Origin of the sequence: Psychrobacter sp. DD43 (assembly GCF_904846555.1) — a bacterium.
Lineage (GTDB): Bacteria > Pseudomonadota > Gammaproteobacteria > Pseudomonadales > Moraxellaceae > Psychrobacter > Psychrobacter cryohalolentis.
Genome location: NZ_CAJHBE010000004.1, coordinates 1 through 23,012, shown reverse-complemented (window position 1 = coordinate 23,012; position 23,012 = coordinate 1). Strand labels below are relative to the sequence as shown.

At 42.9% G+C, this 23,012-nt stretch carries 17 protein-coding genes; 2 read left to right on the top strand and 15 right to left on the bottom strand.

Annotated elements, in window-relative coordinates:
* Positions 1-45: 45 nt before the first annotated feature.
* From JMX89_RS02980 to epmB, 5 genes are all read right to left on the bottom strand, one after another.
* Positions 46-1,053 (bottom strand): AAA family ATPase, encoded by a 1,008-nt coding sequence (locus tag JMX89_RS02980; protein WP_201531011.1) that lies wholly within the window; start codon positions 1,051-1,053, stop codon positions 46-48.
* A 65-nt stretch (positions 1,054-1,118) separates the two neighbouring features.
* Positions 1,119-1,574: a c-type cytochrome gene (locus JMX89_RS02975; RefSeq protein WP_181209752.1), complete on the bottom strand. Its 456-nt coding sequence runs from the start codon at positions 1,572-1,574 to the stop codon at positions 1,119-1,121.
* Between the two features lie 143 nt (positions 1,575-1,717).
* Entirely contained in the window at positions 1,718-3,811 is a 2,094-nt protein-coding gene (locus JMX89_RS02970; protein WP_201531013.1) for an EAL domain-containing protein, read from the bottom strand.
* A 238-nt stretch (positions 3,812-4,049) separates the two neighbouring features.
* Positions 4,050-5,756: a hypothetical protein gene (locus tag JMX89_RS02965; RefSeq protein WP_201531015.1), complete on the bottom strand. Its 1,707-nt coding sequence runs from the start codon at positions 5,754-5,756 to the stop codon at positions 4,050-4,052.
* A gap of 175 nt (positions 5,757-5,931) precedes the next feature.
* The gene (gene epmB, locus JMX89_RS02960; RefSeq protein WP_201531017.1) at positions 5,932-6,939 is read right to left on the bottom strand and encodes an EF-P beta-lysylation protein EpmB; all 1,008 of its coding nucleotides are present in this window, start codon (positions 6,937-6,939) and stop codon (positions 5,932-5,934) included.
* A 193-nt stretch (positions 6,940-7,132) separates the two neighbouring features.
* Here epmB and efp point away from each other — a divergent pair, with 193 nt between their 5' ends.
* The gene (gene efp, locus JMX89_RS02955) at positions 7,133-7,705 is read left to right on the top strand and encodes an elongation factor P (protein ID WP_011514270.1); all 573 of its coding nucleotides are present in this window, start codon (positions 7,133-7,135) and stop codon (positions 7,703-7,705) included.
* A 126-nt stretch (positions 7,706-7,831) separates the two neighbouring features.
* On the opposite strand, the gene JMX89_RS02950 is transcribed toward efp, so the two are convergent.
* The 10 genes from JMX89_RS02950 to JMX89_RS02905 all read right to left on the bottom strand — a co-directional run bounded on the left by JMX89_RS02950 (position 7,832) and on the right by JMX89_RS02905 (position 19,429).
* A complete protein-coding gene (locus tag JMX89_RS02950; RefSeq protein WP_227672987.1) occupies positions 7,832-9,631 on the bottom strand; it encodes a GAF domain-containing hybrid sensor histidine kinase/response regulator in 1,800 nt (599 codons plus the stop codon).
* Between the two features lie 21 nt (positions 9,632-9,652).
* Positions 9,653-10,543, bottom strand: a complete 891-nt coding sequence (locus tag JMX89_RS02945; protein WP_201550821.1) for a ThiF family adenylyltransferase — start codon at positions 10,541-10,543, stop codon at positions 9,653-9,655.
* Between the two features lie 70 nt (positions 10,544-10,613).
* Entirely contained in the window at positions 10,614-11,624 is a 1,011-nt protein-coding gene (locus tag JMX89_RS02940) for a TatD family hydrolase (RefSeq protein ID WP_201550819.1), read from the bottom strand.
* 71 nt (positions 11,625-11,695) lie between these two features.
* The gene (locus JMX89_RS02935; protein ID WP_201531023.1) at positions 11,696-11,851 is read right to left on the bottom strand and encodes a hypothetical protein; all 156 of its coding nucleotides are present in this window, start codon (positions 11,849-11,851) and stop codon (positions 11,696-11,698) included.
* A gap of 331 nt (positions 11,852-12,182) precedes the next feature.
* Entirely contained in the window at positions 12,183-14,438 is a 2,256-nt protein-coding gene (gene gspD, locus JMX89_RS02930; protein WP_201531025.1) for a type II secretion system secretin GspD, read from the bottom strand.
* Between the two features lie 212 nt (positions 14,439-14,650).
* Entirely contained in the window at positions 14,651-15,553 is a 903-nt protein-coding gene (locus JMX89_RS02925) for a type II secretion system protein N (protein ID WP_201531027.1), read from the bottom strand.
* Positions 15,554-16,384, bottom strand: coding sequence for a type II secretion system protein N (gspN, locus tag JMX89_RS02920; protein ID WP_201531029.1), 831 nt, complete (start codon positions 16,382-16,384; stop codon positions 15,554-15,556). It lies immediately after the preceding gene.
* Positions 16,385-16,600: 216 nt separating this feature from the next.
* On the bottom strand, positions 16,601-16,924 hold the full coding sequence (locus tag JMX89_RS02915; protein WP_201531030.1) for an H-NS family nucleoid-associated regulatory protein: 324 nt from the start codon (positions 16,922-16,924) through the stop codon (positions 16,601-16,603).
* 372 nt (positions 16,925-17,296) lie between these two features.
* Positions 17,297-17,956, bottom strand: a complete 660-nt coding sequence (gene ssb / locus JMX89_RS02910) for a single-stranded DNA-binding protein (RefSeq protein WP_020444130.1) — start codon at positions 17,954-17,956, stop codon at positions 17,297-17,299.
* Positions 17,957-18,064: 108 nt separating this feature from the next.
* Positions 18,065-19,429 (bottom strand): MFS transporter, encoded by a 1,365-nt coding sequence (locus JMX89_RS02905; RefSeq protein WP_201550816.1) that lies wholly within the window; start codon positions 19,427-19,429, stop codon positions 18,065-18,067.
* 584 nt (positions 19,430-20,013) lie between these two features.
* On the opposite strand from JMX89_RS02905, the gene uvrA reads away from it, so the two are divergent.
* Entirely contained in the window at positions 20,014-22,920 is a 2,907-nt protein-coding gene (gene uvrA / locus JMX89_RS02900) for an excinuclease ABC subunit UvrA (RefSeq protein WP_201550814.1), read from the top strand.
* Positions 22,921-23,012: the final 92 nt, after the last annotated feature.

Sequence of the window (23,012 nt, the reverse complement as noted above, 5' to 3'; positions counted from 1 at the left end):
CAGTGTTAAATGATTTTAGATGAGCATTTATCGAATCATAAACATTTAAACAATAACTGCTACTTCTGCCAAAATACGTTGAGAAATGGTCGGGGTAGCTTGCCCGCCAGTGACATGGGCTGGCACAAAACGCTGACCCAAACGATGGTCAGTGACTGCAGCAAATACCGCTTGAATATCTTCAGGCGTGACCTCCATATGTCCTGATACATAGGCGTAAGCCTGCGCGGCGCGCTGTAGCGACAATAAACCGCGCGGCGACAGCCCATGATACTCTTGGCTTGCTCGCGTCTTTGCGACCAGACGCTGAAGATAATCCAAGACCACATCTGCGATGTATACCTGCTTAACCCCTTGCTGCGCCAATAACACCGCTTCCGTATCAAGCACCGCACCCAAACTGTTTAAAAGCTCGCGGCGATCTTGACCTTTTAACAATGCCCGCTCTGCTGCAGCTGATGGATAACCAAGCGATAAGCACAATAAAAATCGATCTAGCTGCGACTCAGGAAGTGGGTAAACACCTGCTTGCTGCAAAGGGTTTTGAGTGGCTATCACAAAAAATGGCCTGGGTAAGGGATAACTTTGCCCATCTTGTGTCACTTGCCGCTCCTCCATCGCTTCAAGTAAAGCGCTCTGGGTTTTGGGACTTGAGCGATTGATCTCATCAGCGAGCAGCAGCTGGGTAAAGATAGGACCTGCTCGAAACTCAAATTGGCGCTTATTTTGATCATAGATACTCATGCCCAATATATCGGCAGGCAGCATATCATTGGTGAACTGCACACGGCTAAAGCTTAAGCCTAATAACTGGGCTAAACCTTGTGCCAAGGTCGTCTTACCCATACCCGGCAAGTCTTGTAGCAATAAATGACCGCCTGCTAAAATACCACTAAGCGCAAGCTTAACTACTTGCGATTTATCCAATACGATTTGATTCAATTGCGCCATTAACTGAGCAATTTTTTGCTGATTATGGCTATAATCAGCAGCACTAGGCACCGTTTGAGGACGCGTTTCTGATATCAGCTGATGTTTCGATGAAAGGGGCATATTAGTGGCTGCGTTAAGGCGATTATGGGTTTAATTTGTGAGGAAAAAAAGGTATCAGGTAAGGGTTATTTATCATTTTCAACACTTGGGGCAGCTGCGCGAAGGGTAGACAAGTAAGCGATCACATCAGCGCGCTCTTTAGAATCTGGCATCGGGTCTGACAGCATTTTAGAATCTGGCATGGCTTTTTCAGCATCCGCAATATAAGTATCAAGCGTTTGAGCATCCCATACCCAACCCGAGGCTTTAAGTCCTTCACTATAAGTATAATCTGCAAGTTCCGCTGCCGGCGCGCCATAAATATTCATCAGCTGCGGGCCTTTTTTATTGAGACCGGGGTTTAACTGATGACACTGACCACAAGCATCTTGATATATGAGTGCACCATTATCGGCATCGCCTTCAATATAAAGCGGTAGCGTGACAGTAGGACGATAATCAGGCGGCGTTTTCTCACAAGCACTTAGTAGCAAAGCGGCAACAAGCATACCGACCAGTTGATATTTATTGACTATAGACATGGTGTCATCTTTAATTAATAGGTATTGATGTCGATGAGTCTACATCAAACATTCTATAATGCAAAGGTTGATAGACATCGATAGCCGTCTGTAGACCATAAATGCAGAGTATCTATATAGTATTTATGAATATAAAATAAGACTTAACTCTCATTAGAGACTTTGATACTGTTACTCGGCATTTCTAAATAATTGCCTTGTAGGTAGCGTGCGCCGACACTCCATGCAACAGACATGGTTGCAGCATCTTCAATATAAGGTATCAATACATCAACATTAATCTCATTGGTACGTACGATAATTGATTTGACCGTTTCTAAATTGTCAGAGGCATCAATCCCTTCGACATAATTATGGGCTAAACGCACCATATTAGGATGAACAAAATTGGCAAGCTCCACAGATTTTATGGATGAGCCAAAATTATTGATGCTAAGCTGGCAGTTTACCTGACTGAGCGCGGTGAATTGAGATTTCGCTACCGTTAAGTAATCTGAGATGTCTTTTTCATTGAACTGCAGTGTCAACGCCCCAGCTTTACCACCGATGGCATTGATAAGCTGGCTTGCAACACTGGGCAGTTTTTTATCGATTAAGGACGCACTGGTTAGCTGTACCAGTAACCGCGCCTCTGGATGAGTTTTACGTACTTCATTGATTCTCTTACAGGCATTAATTAATACCCAGCGGTCTATTTTTTCTAATAATTGATGAGATTTTGCAACCGCCATAAACTGTTCTGGAGTCAATACGGTATTCTCAGCATCTGCTAGCGGTAGCCGCAGGAATACTTCAAAGAAATCACTACGGTCATTATTGATGTCATATATGGGCTGGAACAATAACTCAAAGCGATTATTGGTAATGGCATCAACCAGAGATTCTGCTAGCGCATGATCGTCACTATTGGCGTGTTCACTTGCATCATATAAATGATAGCGGCCGCCATGATTGGAGGTCTCTATCATGATTTGATTGATGGCATCCATGGCGCGCTCAAGCAGCACTCTAGGCTCAGGCGTATTTTTTTCAATTTTAACAATAGCAGTACTTGCTGTCGTATTGGTTGTGCGCTTATCCACTTCAATAAGCATCTTACTGATACTCATACCAATCTGTTCAGCCAGCTTTTCAAGCGCAGCTGTCGTCTGATTTTCGACCAAAATAGTGAATGCTGTATCACTAAAGCGGCTGACATGACCATCGACTACCAGCTCATCTAAGGTATTAGCGACTTGTTTCACCGTGCTATCAATACCTTGCAGACCTAAACTGCTTCTAATTTTTCCGACATTATCGAGTTGCACATACAAAAGTGCCGCCGTCAAAGCCCCTTTTCTTGCCTGCTCATATGCTGCCGCCAGCTGCTCTTCAAAGCTGTGGCGATTATCAATGCCCGTTAAGCTGTCTTTACGCTCAGCTTCAGCCAAACGTTTGGCGACCTCAATGCTATTGCTATTATTTTGTTGAATAATAATCTGGGTGACCGGCTCACCATCTAGTGTCGCTATTGCCAACTGTAGTTTTGCTTCAAACGTACTGCCATCCTTACGTCTACTCTCAAAATTAAACTCAACGTCTTTACGGTTCCCTTTATCGAACTGACGTAAAAACTGTTTAACAGCCTTAACATTATCACCGCCTGCAATCAAATCAATCACAGGTATACCGATAATATCGTTCATCGCCTCAAAACCAAATAACTGCAGATACGGATCATTGGCAAAGATATGAATCCCTTGATCAATGTATGCAACTGCACTTTTTGAGTTTTTAATCAATACGTTTGCGCGCTGTTCTGCCTCAGAGAGCACAGACTGCAATGTCTTAAGCTGTTGGCGACTGTGCAAGTTTTCGTGCAATAAGCGAATAGCCATGATGACTGCCGTTTCTTGCTCTACATAGAGTGCCTTAACCATCGTACCATTCATAATAGACGGTAAGCCTTCGTCATTGTGAGCGTTGGCTACCGTGTTTTTACTTATCAAACAAACCGATGGTAAGTCAATATCTTGCTCTTGAATAATAGCAACCACGTCGGTAAAACTCATATCATACGCTTGACCAAAAACCAACACATCCCATGATTGACGCAATGATTTTAGCAACTCATCTTTATCGTCCAAAAAACCTAAATTCACACTGTCATAGTATGAACCGAGCAAGTCTACAAGGCGCTCAGCATAAAGCTGATCAGCATCGATAACCAATAAGTTCAAGAGAGACTGAGTACGCATAGAAAGCCTTTTTAATCTTAAAAAATAATATGAATCGCCGCTGAGCTGTCGTCAAATATATAAAAGATAGCAGAATATTAAGAAACAGCGTCGTAGTTATTGTTGTCATTATAAACAATAATTTAGCCGACTGTTGCTTAACTTATCATGGTAATTGTTAAATAATTCGACATAGCAATTTTATATGACACGAGTAACTAGGTCTTTAGAGGTCCGGCTTTTATGTAGATTAACGTCATTAACCCTGCACCCCTTCATATTGGCTAAATTCATCAGTCACCATTAGACTACGACCCAAGCGCAAAGATTTCTGTTGGTCATTAATACGCATGATAACCTTATCATCTGTTTGAAAATGAGAGGTTGGTAACAATAGACTATAAGACGTTTGTAAGTGTTCATCTGCTCCGATGACAAACGCTGGCACAAAATGCTGACTGCGATTCTGTCTATCTTGTAGACAAATTCCACAGGCGATTATCTTATGACCAAGGATTTGCCATTCAAGCTCGAGTTTTGCGCTATCCAAATTAAGCCAACGCACTACTCCCATGGACCATTTAGGCGCGGTAGCCTTATCTTTGCGACACAATAAAAAAAGGCTCATTATTTGTAAAGGTGGTGCGATGGAAGTGAGATCATCAATTTTATCAATTGGCTCAGATGAATCTAGAAATAAGCGTAGGGTACGAAAGTGTGACAACTGATTATCACCCTCAGATGTATCCGCCCTTAATTCTTTATGGGTAGCAAAATTTTTTGGTAAGGTATCATAACGCGGCTGCTGATACTCTGGCAGGTTTTTAGATGCTATTAAATTGCTGAAAGCTTCACCGTTACTGATACGATAATGCATCTCATTAAAACCCGCTATTATCGTTACCGTCTGCTTTGTATTCTGATCAATAGGAGGCATGCGCTTTGGTTGAATATAACGATATCTTATCGCCATTGAAACGGTATTAATCAGAAAATATTCAACCCCTCTTCGATCAGTATCAGTTAAGGTTTTCATACGCGATTGTAAATACGTCACTAAAGGTTCAAGCTCTATAAATAAGCAGGTGTGATGAGCATCATATGGGTTGATAGTAGATAATGCAGTTAAATAAGTAGGCGGCTCTTTACTCTGTAGATTGACGAACACTCGCGTTGCTGTGCGCGGCTCTATGGTAGCAATTATATGTGCACTCCACGCTGGCAGCAGACGCTGTAGCAGTAAGATATGAGGTCGACGCAGTGCTCGTACATTTAGCAACTCATGCAAGCATATTTGGCAATATAAATGATGGATAGTATCACCTTGCAGCGCTGGAATGTAAGCACTCAGTACAATATGTGAGACTCGCTGCTGGCATGCGTTAAGATATAAGTTATTTACATTGGCCCATATATAGGCTGGCGACTTTTGATAACAAAAGCCATCTTCAAATAGCAGTTTTTGATACATCAGTAGCGTTTGGTAAGTGGCAATCGCCAAGGTAACAGGAGATGATTTTTCACTGGTAAAATAGCGCTGCAACAGATTACTTGAAGGTGCTTGCTGCTTATCCTTTAAAAGGGTAATTTCGCGGCGTATCACGCCGTCATAGGTCATAATCAATGAATAGTACAGCGACTTCACCTGAGCAACATAGCCAAGCTGAGCCTCATTGAGCGCCCCTGTCTCATAAATGTACTGTTGGCGTAGCGCCGCAATTAGCTGACTGGCGGCATTAGTGACAATCTTAATCAATCTTAAACGCTGCCTATCATCAGTAGGAATCAGGCGCAATTCTGTTAATACTTTTTCTATTTGTTCGACTTGCTGGGCCTCTGTTTGCGCTGGCAATAGTGCCGCCCATTTATGCAAGTGCGGCTCATTGCTACTCTTAAACTTATTGCAAGCTTCTAAAAAAGGGGGTTCAGCCGCTAAATACGCTTGAAACGTCGATAAATTTACCATTACCATCCTTAGTAATTGCGTAAGTTATCCATGAGTGTAGAAGGATATATTCTTAAAAAAGAATATTGCTATCATACCTAACCATTCTTCTATATATGTTGCTTATTTATAATTTTCTCAAATCTATTTCTTGTTATGTATTTGCCAAAATAAAAACCCTATCATAGTGCACAATTTACCTATTATTGTAAACATTAATTGGCACCTTGAAAGGTTCGTTTGGCAATTCTCTGACCAGTTTGGGTACTAGGTAGCCCGGTAATTTAGCCAATAGCGACCAATAAAGCTCAATGGCAAATTTCTCATCACTGTCAAAATGAGCCGCGCCCGCCACTTTATCTAGTACATGTAGATAATAGGGCAACACGCCCGCTGCAAATAAACGCTGACTCAATGCCGTTTGCGCACTAACGCTGTCATTGATACCTTTTAAAAGTACCGCTTGATTTAATAAAGTAATTCCTGCGGCACGAGCGCGCTGCAAATACTCTGCGGTCAACGCATCAATCTCATTGGCATGATTACCATGAATGACCATAACGATTTGACAACGGCTTTGTGCCAAACGCTCTAATAACGCATCATCAAGCCTTGCTGGAATCACGAGCGGTAGACGGGTATGTATACGAATGGTTGTCAGTTGCCCAATCGCCTCTAAAGTATCTAGCCAAGCAAATAGACGTCTATTGGTCACATTTAATGGATCACCGCCACTTAAGATAACTTCATTAATCTCAGGATGGGCGCTGATATAATCGATAATATCCTGTTTTGCGCTGGCAGTTGGCATATTGGCACTATAGTCAAAATGCTGACGAAAGCAGTAACGACAATGAATCGCGCAAGCACCAGTAATGGTTAATAGCAGTCTTGATTGATATTTATGCAGTACGCCTTTGACAGGATTATGCGCATTTTCGGCTAGTGGGTCAGCCACATAGCCCGCTACTGCCATTTGCTCTTTATGATTGGGTAACACCTGCCTTAATAAAGGATCATCATGATCACCAACGGTCATTTTTGCCACAAAGGCACGCGGTACTCGCAGCTCAAAATGCTTAGGCACGTAGACTTCTGAGCGCAGAGATTGTAGCTCTAATATCTCAAGCAGCTCATCAATAGAGGTAATGGCTTCGGATAATTGCGTTTGCCAGTTTTTTTGTGTGATTAAATGGTTTATCATGACAACCTAATACCTGTGCCCAAAAGCCGATATTATACGCTGTTAGGGCGTCGCCTATCAAAGCAAACGTCCTATCGTTTATGTAGCAGAATGGCTCATATCTTTTAGCACGGTAAATCTGGCACTCCATTTTCACTAAAAATATTTACCATCCTTTTTTTCAACCCTTTTTCTAAACCCTTAGGAGTCTTCCGTGGCAAGTTTTTCTACCAATGAATTTAAATCTGGTCTCAAAGTCATGCTCGATGGCAACCCTTGTGCCATTCTTGAAAACGAGTTTGTCAAACCAGGTAAAGGACAGGCCTTTAACCGTGTTAAATTGCGCAATCTTCGTAGTGGTAAAGTATTAGAACAAACCTTTAAGTCAGGCGATAGCTTAGAAGCTGCTGATGTCATGGACACTGAAATGAACTATCTCTATAACGATGGTGAATTTTGGCATTTCATGCATCCTGAGAGTTTTGAGCAGATTCAAGCGGACAAAACAGCGATGAGCGATTCAATAAAGTGGTTAAAAGAAAACAGCAATGCACTATGTACCATCACTTTATTCAACGGTGCTCCTCTTTCAGTAACACCGCCAAACTTCGTTGAATTGCAAATCACTGAAACCGATCCGGGTGTACGTGGTGATACCTCAGGCGGCGGCGGCAAGCCTGCAACGTTAGAGACTGGCGCTGTGGTACGTGTACCATTATTTGTGCAGCAAGGTGAAGTAGTACGTGTAGATACTCGTACTGGCGATTATCAAACGCGCGTTAGCTAAAGCTATTAATAGATAGCTCTAGTCTGTCTGTAAAAACAAAAAAGCTTAACCGCTCAGAGAGAGGTTAAGCTTTTTAATGGCTAGCAAATAAGTCATGAATAATAAAGGGTGGAATTAAACTGCCAGTTATTGTTCTAATGATTGCTTATGCATCAACCAATATTGCACCAACGCATTCAGCTGCTCTTGTTTGAAAGGCTTTGTACAATAATCCTGCATACCCACATCAAGGTATTTTTTACGCTCGCCATCCATTGCATTGGCAGTCAACGCAATAATAGGCGGCAAGTCTTGAGGAGCATAGAGCTCGTGAAGTTTGATGGTTGCCTGTACCCCATCCATAATCGGCATGTGATGATCCATCAAAATCACATCATAGCGCTCAGGATATAAGGCAAATATCTCGATAGCTTGTTGCCCGTCATTGACGTGAGTGACCGTATGACCACCATTATTAAGGGCTTTTTTGGCAATCATCGCGTTCACACTATCATCTTCAACCAACAAGATATGACCGACCAGCTCATCACTCGGCAACGTTATTGTAAAGTCATTGTCCGCTTGCCATATCTCATAATCTTCTGTAGCAATACACGGTAGCGGCAATAATACTCTAAAGGTCGTGCCAATACCGACTACGCTATCTACTTCAATATAGCCACCCATTAGCTCCACTAGAGACTTACAAACAGACAATCCAAGTCCGGTACCACCATAAAGCCTATGGGTATATTTATTTGCTTGATCATAAGCATCGAATATTGCCTCTAATGATTCAGACTTAATACCGACGCCCGTATCCGTAACCTCAATACATAAAGTCATTTCTTGATGAATCGTTGTGTCATTTTTATCATCAATGGCAAAATCTAAACGACTATCATTACTGCCTTTAGTCTGATCGCAATCCTTATTATCTAGACAAGGATTGTCTTGCATATGTTTAACATCAATCGTTACACGCCCGCCTTCACGGGTAAATTTAATCGCATTATTGACCAAATTTACCATGACCTGCTTAAGACGTACGGGATCCCCTTTAACATAAGGCGATAGTGACTCGGTATAGTGATAGTCTAAAACCAAGCCACGTTGGCGAGCTTTGATAGCAAATAAGCTAACGACCTCATTACAGAGACTAGATAGATTCATCGGGATAGAATCGATAGTCATTTTACCGGCTTCGACTTTTGATAAGTCTAAAATACCATTGATAATCGCGAGCAAATGCTCATTTGATACTTTTATATTCTCGATATACTCTCTTTGTTCAACGCTCAGCATGGTGTCACTGAGCATCTCAACCATACCGATGATACCGTTCATCGGTGTGCGTATCTCATGACTCATATTGGCCAAAAACGCTGACTTCATCTCATTGGCATATTTAGCATTACGCTGCTGCTCTTGTAGCTTTAAAGCGTCGGCTGCCATCGTCGCAAATTGGGATAAGACATCGGCTTTTTCATCACTAAAATCATGATGAGGCTCTATATCCATCAGACATAAAGAGCCAAAACGGTACTGTTTGCCATCTTCATGCATAATGATAGGAGCGCCAGCATAAAAGCGTAGGTTAGGCCATTGGGCGACAAATGGATTTGTATTGAAGCGCTCATCGTTTGCCAAATCAGCTACCACAAAAATGCTATCAGACAATATAGTATAATTACAAATAGCCACATTACGTGTCGTGGTACATACCTCGTCAAGACCAATACCAGATTTTAGGTACTGAGTTTCTTCATCTATAAAAGTAATCGCCACCATCGGCACATTAAAAAACAGTTTCGCAAGCTCAGTCAAACGTGCAAAAGAAGACTCTTGATTGGTATTAAATACCTGATATTTTTTGAGCCTATTGATACGCTCCGCATCATCTTCTGCGATAGGGTAATCAAAGTCTGGTACGTTGGATATAGACAAGGTGGACTCCATAAATTCATATCAGAGGCTTGGTTTAACAGCCGCCTGCTTAAGCAATAATTGTAATGCCTCACTCACCATAAGCATGGCAACCACTGAGGTGACGACGACCGCCGAACCATAACCACCACAGTGCAAACCACCTGTTTGACAGCTTTTGTCTACGCGGGGAGGTTCTGTCGAATAGACACACTTGATACCAAATTTCTCTTTTAAGGCACTATTGATGCCTTTTTCATGGCGTAATTTATTACGTAATTTGGCCAATAACGGATCTTGATAGGTGTCACGTAAATCGCCGACTCTAATTTGACTGGGGTCTATTTTACCCCCTGCCCCGCCAGCGCAAACCAATTTTAGTTTGTTAAAGCGGCAATGCAAGGCAATAGCAAGTTTGGCCTCCATATCATCGACACAATCTAAAATCACAATCGGAGCCGTTTGAGCCGTCATTTTTGCTTGTGCGCGGCTGGGCAGCAATATCGCGACGTTTTCAGTGGTCAAAAAATCATCAACCAAATGCAGGGTAGCTTTCGGATTTATCTCACGGATACGGGCTGCCATCGCCTCAATTTTACTTTGCCCAAAGGTACTATCTAAAGCGGGCAGCTGCCGATTGACATTGGATACTACCAATATATCCAAATCAATTAACGTAATAGTACCAACAGCCGTACGCGCCAAAGCTTCTGCTGCCCAAGAACCCACACCGCCAACACCAATAACATAGACATGTGCAGCAAAAAATGTATCTACTGCGGCATTACCGTACAGTGTCTGAGTGCCTTTAAAACGACGCTCATATTGCGTGGCATCCCTATCGGGTATTGTCAATACTTCAGGTACAAGTATCTGCTTTTCAATAGGCTCTGGCTGGATAATATCTGACTGCATCTGTATATCTTCATTCATAACGATGTAGAAACTCTTAAGAATCTTATTGTTAAACCATTTGTATATTAATCAGTATTCGCTAAAAACTTCAAAGTGAATAAGACCACTTAGTTTGCAAAGCATTACAACTGTTGAGCCACAATTGCTGAGCGAGAATAGCCGCAGAAACATTTAGTAATTCGCTCAAGCTATGTAATACGTAAAGCAAATTAGCAGGAACATTCCTACTATGCATAGATGTATCACCCCGTTCGCTATTTTTATCTCGTCCAAGCACAGACGCGTTATTAGATGACGCACCTTCTAAATTATTATCTAGCGTCTGGCCTAGGATAGGCATCATATCGGGGCAATCTGTCTCGATAACCAAACAGTCAATACCATAACTCTCAACCGCAGCTTGAATGGCAAGGCGCAGTTTTTTCGCATTGGGATTGGTTATTTGCCCAGTCACGCCAAGCTTAAACCCTAATTTCGCAAAGGCTTTGGCTTCTTGTACACCGCCACTAAAACTATGGGCAATGCCGCCAAGCTTATGCGCGTCATAATTATGCGCTTTTAGTAAAGCCAGTGCTTCGGCATGTGCTTTACGAATATGCAGCATAACAGGTAGCTGATGTGCCACTGCCATATCTAACTGCGCAATAAAAAACCGCTGTTGTTTGGCAAACGTTTCAGGCTGCTTCATGGCATCGGTAAAAGTATCTAAACCTATTTCACCAATGGCCAATGGACGTTGTTCATTTAGCATTTGCGCCATTTCTTCCAAATGGGCTTCTGTATGCTGCTCAATATAAAAAGGATGTAAACCTAGTGCAATATGTACTTTAGGAAAACGTTTTTTTTGGTTCAAACAATTTTTTTTATCCAATTGACAAAGATTATTTATCTGCTGCTGATTCTCATAAAGCCGTGAAAAATATCGGTGCAAGTAGCCAACCAAAACTAAATGGCGCACACCTTTATCATAGGCAAATTGCGCCTGCTCACCTCTATCCTCATCAAACACAGGAGCATCAAAATGCGTATGAGTATCAATTAAAGGAAAAATCTTCGTTCTTACTTTATTATTGATAGCTGATGTATCAATCTCTGTCATCAAGAAACTCCAAAATTCATCATTGCTATGATAAGTCAGCTTTCCCATTAACTACTTTCTAAAGAATCATTTTACTCACTATCTGTACTTTTAGCTTTTTTTATAGGGTCATAATTTTCAGGCACTGGTTTGTGCGCCTTTTGACTACTGCGTCTTGGTATCAGTACCAATGCAATACCCACTACGCTTAATGCCAGCCACTTTTTTTTATTATTAGTGCTTGCCATTATAGTTACCTTTTAAAATTAACTGACGAATAGTACTTAGCTGATATCTGATGAATACGGCTTTATAGATGACCTTTATTTATTTTAACAAATATATCGTACTATCAGCAAAAGCGTGACATACCTATGTTATCTGTTTTTATTATACGCGTATAGCCAAGGCATATGTTTATCTATTATATGAATACGCAAACTAAAGTACGGTGTATGTAATACACCGTACTTTTAAGTATAGTAAAACTTTGAGAGAGATATGAAAGCAGAGTTTGGTAAGCGCTAAAATCCTAGCTAGATTATTAGCAGACTTATTAGCAAACAGCCATAAAAGCGCTTAACGATTTAAGGGATAAGTTGTGATACCTGTGCTTGGACTATCAACACGAGTAAAACCTTTGGAAGTTGTTTTTGGCTTTTGATCCCGTTTAGGAATCAAAGGATTGAGTGGCATGAGCTCGTAATCGGCACTAATATCACCATTCCAACCTTCGGTACCGCTTAATGGCAGCTGTTTAATCGTACCGTTTTTATCAATAACCAGCTGAAGAACGCGCATCTGATTGTATTTACGCTCTGTCACGCTTGCTACTGCGCCGCCATCACGGAGGATAGTCGGCTGTAAAAATATGATTAAATTGCTTTTTTGGCTATTGTCATTATCCGAGCGGAACAGTCGACCGATAAGGGGTACATTACCCAAACCTGGCACTTTTTGTTGGCGCGTAGTGGAGTTGTCGCGCATCAAGCCACCTAAAGCAATGGTCTGCTGATCATCTGCCAAAATCGTGGTATTAATCAGGCTTTTATTGGTGATAAGACCGCTGGCATTCCCAGCACTACCCGGTACGACTGAAGAAACTTCCTGTGATACCTCTAAACGTACGGTGCCGTTTGCACCAATATGCGGGATGACGTTTAGATTGATACCAATATCTTGGCGATCGATGGTTTGAAAGGGGTTCGTCGAAGAGTCACTACCCGTGGTGTAGGAGCCTGTCACAAACGGCACGTTTTGACCCACTAAGATACTGGCTTTTTCATTGTCCAAGGTCAAAATCGATGGCATAGATAGCAGATTGGCGCTGGTAGAAGAATCAAGCGCTTGCAAGATAGCACCATAGAATTGCGCATTGCCTTTGCTGTCTTTACTACTACTGCCAATACCTAACAAAGCACCAGCAATGGAGCCTGCTGCCGCGCTTATCCCTGTACCACCTGACAAAGCAGCAGCGGCAAGTGAAACCGCACTTGCGCCCACGTTATTAAAGTTCACCACGCCATAACCGCTATTGGCATTACCCAGCGCCCACTGAACCCCAAGCTGCGTTGCATCATCGCCTGATACTTCAACAATAGCTGCTTGAATCAATACTTGCGAGCGGCGGCTGTCTAACTGATTGACAGCATCTTCAATCTCAAACATCAGCTCAGGTGCTGCATTAACAATGACGGCGTTTTGAGTTTCATCAGCGATAATACTAAAAGGTCGACCACCGATACCGATACTTGTACCCGCGGAACTATTATTCGGTAAAGGCGTAGCAGCAGTACCACCGATACTATTGCTACCTACCTTACTATTAGCGCCACCAGTTAGCGACGACCCTGTAGCAGCGGCATCATTCAATGATGCTGACTCTAATGTTGAAGAACCACCAGAGCTATTGATGGATTGGCTGGCAAGGAGACCGCGCAGCATCTCAGCAATATGACCGGCACTGGCATATTTTAGGCGGAAAACACGCAGACCACTTAAGCGCCTTGATGGCGTTGTGTCCAATTGATTGACCATCTCTTGAACTTTGGCAATCATCTCAGGACTGCCTTTAACCAACAGTCTATCGCTCGCCGTGTCGGCGATAACCTTTAGCTGATTGTTGCCACCTTGCGCTTGCCCGCTACCAGCACTCGCCACCAGTGCGCTAATCAACTCCATCATACGTTCGGCATCGACATGACGTAGTGGTATGACTTGTAAGCTGTCATTCACATTACTGTCTAAATCACGGATAAGCGCTGTCAGCTGATTTAGGCTATCAGCACGATCGGACAGCACTAAGGCATTGACTCCAGACACAGCAGCGGCATGTGCAGACGGTGGCATGAGCGGACGGATAACGCCCAAGACTTCTGCTGCTTGGGTATTGGTCAGATAAATCACCCGCGTTGCCAAGGTTTCACCGACGCTCTCACCACGTAAATCAACAGCAACACCGGTTTGTTTGGCAACGTTATCTGGCACCAGTTTAATCGTTGTTCCTGAATCAATAGCAGCGATACCGTTGACTTGCATCACACTCAAAAATAGCTGATAAATCTCATCACGCGATAAAGGCTTGTTGGAGATCACAGTCACATTACCGTTGATGCGCGGATCAAGGACGAAGTTTTGATTGGTAATCGTCGCCACTTCATTGATAAAGGCTTTGATATCAGCATCTTGCAAATTGACCTTCCAGCTTTCAGCACTCACCAGCCCAGTACTAGCCGCCCATAGTGGTATGGCCAAGCAGAGAGGACGGCACAATCGCATCAAACGCTGCAAAATATGATGCAAAGGTGTGACTGAAAAATTATAAGAACTGACCATATTGATGATTACCTACAGTGATGGCGCTTGGTATGTACTGAATTCAATGACTATTGAATTTAATGGTTACTGGATTTGATAAGTCCTGATTCTTTAATTCTTTTGATAAGTCATAATTTTAATTGATACTAAGTTATGTTGGCCATCATATCGCCAATCATATCAACCAACAAATATTTATTTTGAAGAATCCTTTTTGTCACTTATATATGCTAAAACTGCTGCCGAATCGTAATAACTTGATCGCCACGTTGTACTTCTATCTGTGCTTCCCCTGATTGCTTCACTTGTTGTAATACGCGAGCATCCTGAGCAGGATTACTACCGACGCTTTGCCCGTTGACTTTCAGCACTCGATCACCAGATTCAAGTCCCAAGCGATTGCGTATATTAGCAGGCATCGCTGCTGTGACTTGATAGTTATCGCCTCCCGCCATTACACCCATTCTACTTAAATAACTGGCAGGGTTTTCTTGTAATTCAGTCACTGCTTCGTCAATTGCAGATTTGGGCGCGCTGTCGCTAGGTGCTTCGGCAGCCGGTTGATTACCAGTATTGCTTAGGTCAGGCACAGGCGCATTAGGTAGCATATTGCCATCTTGCAAGCGCTGATTACTGACCCCGCCTGCGATCATCGCACTTTGATCAAGTGGCATGGCTTCTGGCATACGAATCACCGTTTCCTTGTCAATAGTATCAGCTATAATAATCTCGTTCCAAGCAACCGCAACCAACGTGTAATCGCTGTCTTTTAAGGTGTCACCAATTCGGTAGTTTTTGACTTCACCGTTGACCTCTAAAAGTGCCGAAGACAAACTCTCTGGAATGGCCAGCAATACACCCTTTAGCACAATATTAGGCGGCGGCTGCACTACAGCAGCGATAGGATCAGGGTCAGCAAAAATAGCAAATAGACTACTATAATCTGGAGCGGATAAGGCGTTATCCTGTAAAGGTACCAGTGGTAATGCCGGCGCTAACGGTGGCGCAAGCAGCAGCCATAGGAGTCGCGCTGCCGTCCAGCTTAACCAAGTGATTGCCAATAATAGCAGCCAAACGGCAAAGCGGTTAAAAGTATTTAGCACAGGTTTTAAACTTGTAGGGAGCGTCATCATCTAGCGTGCCCCTAGCCCATTTAACAGTGGTTGACGCACACTAACCACAGGCGTATCTTGCGGCGCTTTCCCCTTGTATTCAGGCATACTCTCGAGCAGACGCTGGGTCAAGCTGACATCCAACATATTATCGCCATCAAGATACAAGTCGCCTAAACGCTTGTCTTGATTGTTGACAAGATTGATATGCAGCAGATTTTTGTTATTTTTTTGCTCGGTGCTCAGCTCAGCACGCAGCGCAGGTATGGTGAGATAAAATATTTTGCCGCCGCTAGGATAGCCAAGCTCGCCGCCAATCCATGTCAGCTGACCTGACGCTTGACGAAAGCCCGACGTGTTTCTATTAGAGTCACTGTTTGAGTCACCATCGTTTGAACCAGACTGACGTTTGAGCGAGATATTATTGACCTGAATTGGCGTATTTGGTAATTGCCAATCGACAACCCGAGTCAGAGTCTCAGGCGCAATTTTACCGCTCATGTCTTTTACTTCCCAAGAATTTGCGCCTATTTTTACCTGACCATTGAGGCGAGTTTGCTCTGATAAAATATCAATCTTCGCACCAAACTTACCCAATAATAAATGCCACGGCTGCCATGACCATTCAGCCGCCCCGATCAATGGCGTCGCTGACAGAGGTATCTGCCAAATTGCAGCGCCCTGCCATACATTACCGGACACGTGCTGTATATAAGGCGTCTCTGGTGCATATTTTTCAAGTAGCCATGCTGCGGGCATTTGCAAAACAGCAAATAGCGCGAACAAGACAAGCCCAATCAACCACCACAGCTTACGGGGATGCTTATGAGACGAGGCAGATACTTGGGGCACGATGGCATAACTCTTATATCAGGTAAAAACGTCATTATCATAGCAAACAATAGCATACAGATGACAGCAAAAAAGCCAGTATCTTTTTACCACTATTTTGGTAAAAAGATACTGGCTTTTATCTGCCTATAAAGGTTCGATCTACTTGTTAATCAAACAGAACTTTACAGACAGAGCGTTCGTTGCTAAATATAACAGCGACTATCCATTAGAAAATTAAATAGCAAAATCTTCAAGACGACGACCTCCAGCTAAGGCCTCTACTAACCATGTTGGTTTACGTCCGCGACCAGTCCATGTTTCTTCGTCATTGTCGGTATTACGGTATTTAATGCTACGCTTCTTTTCTAGTTTTTCGCCCGCTTGTAAAATCTCCTCGATACTGGCGTTGCTTTCTTCAGCGATTTTTTCAAACTGCGTATAAGCATCATACAAGCGCTGGTGTTGCTTTTGAGCAATAAGCTGCTGTGCATTTTCAGTAATAGCACGTAGCTCATCAACATTTAAGCTGTTTAAATCAATAACATTACTTTTGTTCATAGTATTTTCCACATTAAAATAAAGGGTATAAATAAATAGCATTTATACTAAAAATAGATTTATCAAGAACTACTAAATACAGTAATTATTAAATAATAAATCTTTCGCATATTGATAAAAATTTGATTGTCTATTGATAAATATGGTGTGAATGCTTAAAATTATAAGCAACGCTAATATAAACAAAAATACTGACAATAACAATGACTTATCATTATTTTCTACTAAAATCAGTAAATGACAGTTAATTCGATGACAATCAATGATATTAAATAAATAGCTTTATTTATTAATCTTTCTTTAAATATAAAAAAAGGGTCTATTTATATAGACCCCATCTGATTTAATCAACAGTTACTAGTTATGTATTCCTCAGAACGGAATGTCATCGTCTACAGGGCCATCTGGCATCGCTGTAGGCTTCGACTGCGCTGGTGCTTGAGTCGGTTTATTAAATTGATTCTGCTGAGCGGGCGCATTCTGATTGTTAAAGCTATTTTGATGACCACCCTGTGACGCACTGCCGCCTTGATTATAACCGCCTTGTTGAGCGGGCTGATTACCTCCTTGCTGACCATAGTCATTCTGGCCACCTTGGTTACTAAACCCGCCGCCCTGATTACCATAGCTACCTTGGTTGCTTTGACCACCTTGGTTATTGCTACCAAAGCCACCACCAGCATCATTACTACCACCTGTCGAGCCATCTAGCATTTGCATTTGTTCAGCACGAATTTCAGTGATATAACGGTCTTGTCCGTTAGGATCTTGATATTTACGGGTACGTAAGCTGCCTTCGATATATACCTTACTGCCTTTACGAAGATACTGCGCAGCGATTTCGCCCAAGCGATTGAATAGTGAGATACGATGCCATTCCGTTGCTTCTCTTTTTTCACCGCTTTGCTTGTCTGTCCACTGCTCTGACGTCGCAACCGAAATATTGGTCACGCTACCGCCGTTATTGAATTGACGTGCCTCAGGGTCTGCACCGAGGTTACCGATGATGATAACTTTATTAACACCGCGCATGATATCGTCCTTTTACTTATGAATAATTTTATTACCAGCTTTAATCGAGTCTTTAATATAAAGCCTCAATCTTAGCAGTAATATACTTTTACTTTAACCATTTTTCTGTTAAATATCTAGAGTGCTTTGTGCCAAATGCGACAGCTCCTGTCGCGAAGTATCTGTGAGCTGCGTCTTGTCCAATTTTAAATAAGCGACCTGTTCTTTTGCCATGACCACCAGCTCATCAACACCATCTACTGCCAGCATTTGCCGTGACCAGTCCTGAATATCGATATTCTTTGGTATCGTCACAGTCGTACTTGACAAATATGGTGGATCAGCAATAGGAATAATCAGCAATAAAGAGGCGGCCATTATAATTGCCAATATGCCCCATGCCAACAAATTAGGCTGACTTAATAACAACCCGCCCATCGCGCCACCAACAAAAGCGCCAAAGAACTGACTGGATGAATTTAACCCCATAGCCGTGGCTTTATTGGCAACTGGTGCACGCTTGGATATCCACGAAGGAATCGTTGCTTCAAGCAAGTTAAAGCCCATAAAGTACAGCAATAATCCTAATATAATACCGACGCCAACCTGACCACCGAGCGCCAATAATACTAAGGCAACCGTCATCAGTGCAATCGCGGCCAAGAATACTTGGCGCATTTTGCGTTTCTTTTCGGCAATGATAATAAAAGGTATCGCGACGGCAAAACCGATGAACAATAAAGGCAAATAGACCAAGCCTTGCTGACGTACCGACAACCCTAGTACGTCATTAAGCTGATGCGGTAAAATAACAAAGATAGCGGTCATGGTCAGATGCAGAGCAAATATGCCAATGTGCAAGCGATTTAGATCGCCAATTTTTAGGACTGTTGCCAACTGCTGACCAATCGATTTATTGTCTAAATTGTGCTTAAGTACCCGTAGCGGTGTCGGGACGAACAGTAACAATAACATCGCCAAAACTGCAAAGCCTGCAGTCAACCAAAACAATCCTGAGATGCCAAGCGAGCCTACTAATAGAGGCCCAAAGGCAAAAGCAAGCATGATAGAGGTCGCAATCGTCAAACCCATCGTCGCCATCGCTTTGGTGCGCATCTCCTCACGAGTTACATCGGCAAGTAACGCCATCAATACCGCAGAGACCGCGCCACTACCTGCCAGTGCTCGACCAATAATGACCTCGTAAATATCTGTGGCATTGGCAGCAATAATACCGCCGATGGCAAACAAGACAAGACCTAAAAATATAATCGGCTTACGCGGGAACTTATCCGCGGCAAGGCTCATCGGAATCTGAAATATCGCTTGTCCTAACCCATAAATACCGACTGCCAAACCAATCAGAAACGGGGTCGCATGCGCATAATTATCACCATACACAGAAAATACTGGCACAATCATAAACAAACCAATCATCCGCAAGGCAAAGATGCCACCGACCCCGAGGATTGCCCGTTTTTCTACGCTATTCATACTTGCCTCACTGGTTCATCATTGCTGGTTTATCACGGCAGCTCTGCTTGTATTATTACGACTGTATCAAGGCTTTAGCCTACAAATTAAGCTCACTAGTATAAGACATTCGCCGTTTGCTTGCCGAGACTTTTGCCCTCCCACTTCAGCATCATAGCGGCCACCGACTTAAGCCATTCATTTTACGCGATAATTTTGTTACCGAGTGCATCTGATGGGTCATTGCACCTTGAATAATGCAGCTATCATGACAATAAAGTAAGACGTTGAGAACGTTGTGGTCTGAAAAAATTTATAATAATTTTTTTACAAAACGACGTTATTCTGCCAAATCTATAACAAACCACTCATATTAGTTAATCTTTATTTAGATTACCTTTATCCATTTCAAGTATTAAAAGCATATTCTAATATAGACAGCCATTACTATCGCTTTGTGAAAACTGCATATTTTTATAAAGCCGTATTAATTTGAATGGCAATTTTAAAATTATCCACGTTTTTGATGAATCATTTGACTCATATTGATTGCTCCTTTTAATTTTTTTGAAAATATCATTTAGCAAATAGGAAACCTATCACCGATGGCACACGAGTATATTAAGGTTCGCGGCGCACGCACTCATAATCTAAAAAATATCGATTTAGACATTCCACGAGATAAATTTGTGGTCATTACGGGTTTATCAGGTTCTGGTAAATCTTCATTGGCATTCGATACCTTGTATGCCGAAGGGCAACGTCGTTATGTCGAGAGCTTATCGGCTTATGCACGTCAGTTCTTATCTCAAATGGAAAAGCCCGACGTCGATAGTATCGAGGGTTTATCGCCAGCGATTGCTATCGAGCAAAAATCGACTAACCATAATCCGCGCTCAACTGTCGGTACGATTACCGAAATTTATGACTATCTGCGTCTGCTTTATGCACGTATTGGTACACCGTTTTGCCCAGAGCATGGCGAGCCAATGGTCGCGCAGTCGGTCACTGAGATGGTCGATCAAGTTATGGCATTGCCAGATGACACGAAGATTATGATTCTTGCGCCGGTGATTCGTGAGCGTAAAGGTGAGCATACGGTCTTGCTTGAGCAATTAATTGGTCAAGGCTTTGTGCGCGTACGTGTCGATGGCGATGTTTACGATACTGATGAGCTACCAACACTCGATAAAAAGAAAAAACATACCATTGAAGTCGTCGTTGACCGCTTTAAAGTTCGTGATGATTTGGGTAACCGCGTCGCTGAAAGTTTGGAGACGGCTCTGCGTTTAGGTCAAGGTTTGGTGACGCTACACTTTATGGATGGTAATCCAAAAGAAGGCGGCGATGAAAACCAAGTCATGTCTGCTAAGCATTCTTGCCCTGTCTGTGATCGTGCAGTCTCTGAGCTTGAGCCGCGCATGTTCAGTTTTAACAATCCGTACGGTGCTTGCCCAAGCTGTGATGGCCTTGGTAAACGTCAATATTTCTCAGCCGAAAAACTAATCACCCATCATGAAAAGTCACTCAATCAAGGCGCGATTAATGGTTGGGATAAGCGCCACGCCTATTACTTTGGTCTGCTTTCAACCGTTTGCAATCATTTCAAAATTGACATGGATGCACCGTGGCAAGATTTACCAAAAGAACAGCAAGACCTTATTATGCAAGGCTCTGGTAAAGAGAAGCTGACGTTTAACTTTACTGATGAACGCGGTCGTAAAACCAACAAGACCGTACCATTCGAAGGTGTGCTTCCATACTTAGAGCGCCGTTATGCCAAAACCCAAAGCAACCTAGTCCGTGACGAGTTGGCCAAATACTTGGCTGATACCACTTGTAATGTCTGCGATGGTGCGCGTCTCAATGAAATTTCACGCAACGTCCGCGTTGACGATCAAACCATCGCTCAAATCGTGAAGCTGTCTATCGGTGATGCGGCTGAATATTACAAGACCATTAAAATTGGCGGTCATAAAGGTGAAGTTGCGGAAAAAATCTTTAAAGAGATTAATGAGCGCCTCAACTTCCTCGTCAGTGTCGGGCTTGATTACCTATCACTTGCACGCTCTGCTGAAACGCTATCGGGCGGTGAAGCACAGCGTATTCGTTTGGCTAGCCAAATCGGCGCAGGTCTGATGGGTGTGATGTATGTACTCGATGAACCATCGATTGGTTTGCATCAACGTGATAATGATCGCTTGCTCAAGACCTTAACGCGCTTGCGTGATTTGGGTAATACGGTATTGGTCGTTGAGCATGATGAAGATGCGATTCGTCAAGCGGATCACGTTATCGATATCGGAGTGGGCGCTGGCATACATGGTGGTCATATCATCGCTCAAGGTACGGTCGATGACATCATGGCAAACAAAGAATCGCTGACTGGACAATATATGTCTGGTAAGAAAAGAATCGAGATTCCAAGCATACGCCATAAAGCCAAAACGATCGATATGGAAGTCAAAGGGAAAGCCAAGCCTAAACAAGTCCCGATGACGATTGAGCTGAAAGGCGCGTCAGGCAACAACTTACACGACGTGGATTTGACGATACCTATTGGCATCATGACTTGTATCACTGGCGTGTCTGGCTCTGGTAAATCGACGCTGATTAACCGTACTTTGATGCCACTTGCCGCAACACAGCTAAATAATGCCTCAACGCTCATTGCGGATAAGCATGACAGCATTAGTGGTCTTGAGCATTTGGATAAAATGGTCGATATCGATCAAAGCCCGATTGGTCGTACGCCGCGCTCAAACCCAGCGACGTATACCGGCGTGTTTACACCAGTTCGTGAAATGTTTGCACAAACGCAAGAAGCGCGCGCCCGTGGTTATAAAGCCGGTCGCTTTAGCTTTAACGTCAAAGGCGGACGCTGTGAGATGTGTCAAGGTGATGGTCTCATTAAAGTTGAGATGCATTTCTTACCTGATATGTATGTGCCGTGTGATACCTGTGAAGGCAAGCGCTATAACCGCGAGACTTTAGAGATTCACTATAAAGGTAAAAACATCGCCGACGTGCTCGATATGACCGTTGAAGATGCCACTGAGTTCTTCTCAGCTATTCCAGCGATTTACCGTCGTTTGCAAGCATTAATGGATGTTGGTCTTAGCTATATCCGCTTGGGTCAGTCTGCACCGACGTTATCAGGTGGTGAAGCGCAGCGGGTTAAATTAGCACGTGAGCTTGCCAAACGTGATACCGGACAGACGCTCTATATCTTGGATGAGCCCACCACTGGTTTGCATTTCCATGATATCGATAAGCTGCTCAATATCTTGCATACCCTACGCGATAAAGGTAATACCATCGTGGTCATCGAGCACAATCTTGACGTTATCAAAACGGCGGATTGGGTGATTGACCTTGGCCCTGAAGGCGGTAAAGGTGGCGGACTTATTATCGCGGAAGGTACACCTGAAGAAGTGGCGGAAGTGAAAGGCTCGTATACTGGTGAGTTCTTAAAGCCAATGCTTAAGCAGGCTATGAAAGAAATAAGTTAGTAGAAATTAGTTAATTGTCTCGTCCTAAAATAGATTGATAGTTTTTGCTAAGCCAGATACCCTGAGTATCTGGCTTTTTTGTATTAAGCAGG

Bases quoted from the DNA above. Each gene is read 5' to 3' on its own strand.
- JMX89_RS02980 (WP_201531011.1), bottom strand. From the start codon at position 1,053: ATGCCCCTTTCATCGAAACATCAGCTGATATCAGAAACGCGTCCTCAA.
- JMX89_RS02975 (WP_181209752.1), bottom strand. From the start codon at position 1,574: ATGTCTATAGTCAATAAATATCAACTGGTCGGTATGCTTGTTGCCGCT.
- JMX89_RS02970 (WP_201531013.1), bottom strand. From the start codon at position 3,811: ATGCGTACTCAGTCTCTCTTGAACTTATTGGTTATCGATGCTGATCAG.
- JMX89_RS02965 (WP_201531015.1), bottom strand. From the start codon at position 5,756: ATGGTAAATTTATCGACGTTTCAAGCGTATTTAGCGGCTGAACCCCCT.
- epmB (WP_201531017.1), bottom strand. From the start codon at position 6,939: ATGATAAACCATTTAATCACACAAAAAAACTGGCAAACGCAATTATCC.
- JMX89_RS02945 (WP_201550821.1), bottom strand. From the start codon at position 10,543: ATGAATGAAGATATACAGATGCAGTCAGATATTATCCAGCCAGAGCCT.
- JMX89_RS02940 (WP_201550819.1), bottom strand. From the start codon at position 11,624: ATGACAGAGATTGATACATCAGCTATCAATAATAAAGTAAGAACGAAG.
- JMX89_RS02935 (WP_201531023.1), bottom strand. From the start codon at position 11,851: ATGGCAAGCACTAATAATAAAAAAAAGTGGCTGGCATTAAGCGTAGTG.
- gspD (WP_201531025.1), bottom strand. From the start codon at position 14,438: ATGGTCAGTTCTTATAATTTTTCAGTCACACCTTTGCATCATATTTTG.
- JMX89_RS02925 (WP_201531027.1), bottom strand. From the start codon at position 15,553: ATGATGACGCTCCCTACAAGTTTAAAACCTGTGCTAAATACTTTTAAC.
- JMX89_RS02915 (WP_201531030.1), bottom strand. From the start codon at position 16,924: ATGAACAAAAGTAATGTTATTGATTTAAACAGCTTAAATGTTGATGAG.
- ssb (WP_020444130.1), bottom strand. From the start codon at position 17,956: ATGCGCGGTGTTAATAAAGTTATCATCATCGGTAACCTCGGTGCAGAC.
- JMX89_RS02905 (WP_201550816.1), bottom strand. From the start codon at position 19,429: ATGAATAGCGTAGAAAAACGGGCAATCCTCGGGGTCGGTGGCATCTTT.
- uvrA (WP_201550814.1), top strand. From the start codon at position 20,014: ATGGCACACGAGTATATTAAGGTTCGCGGCGCACGCACTCATAATCTA.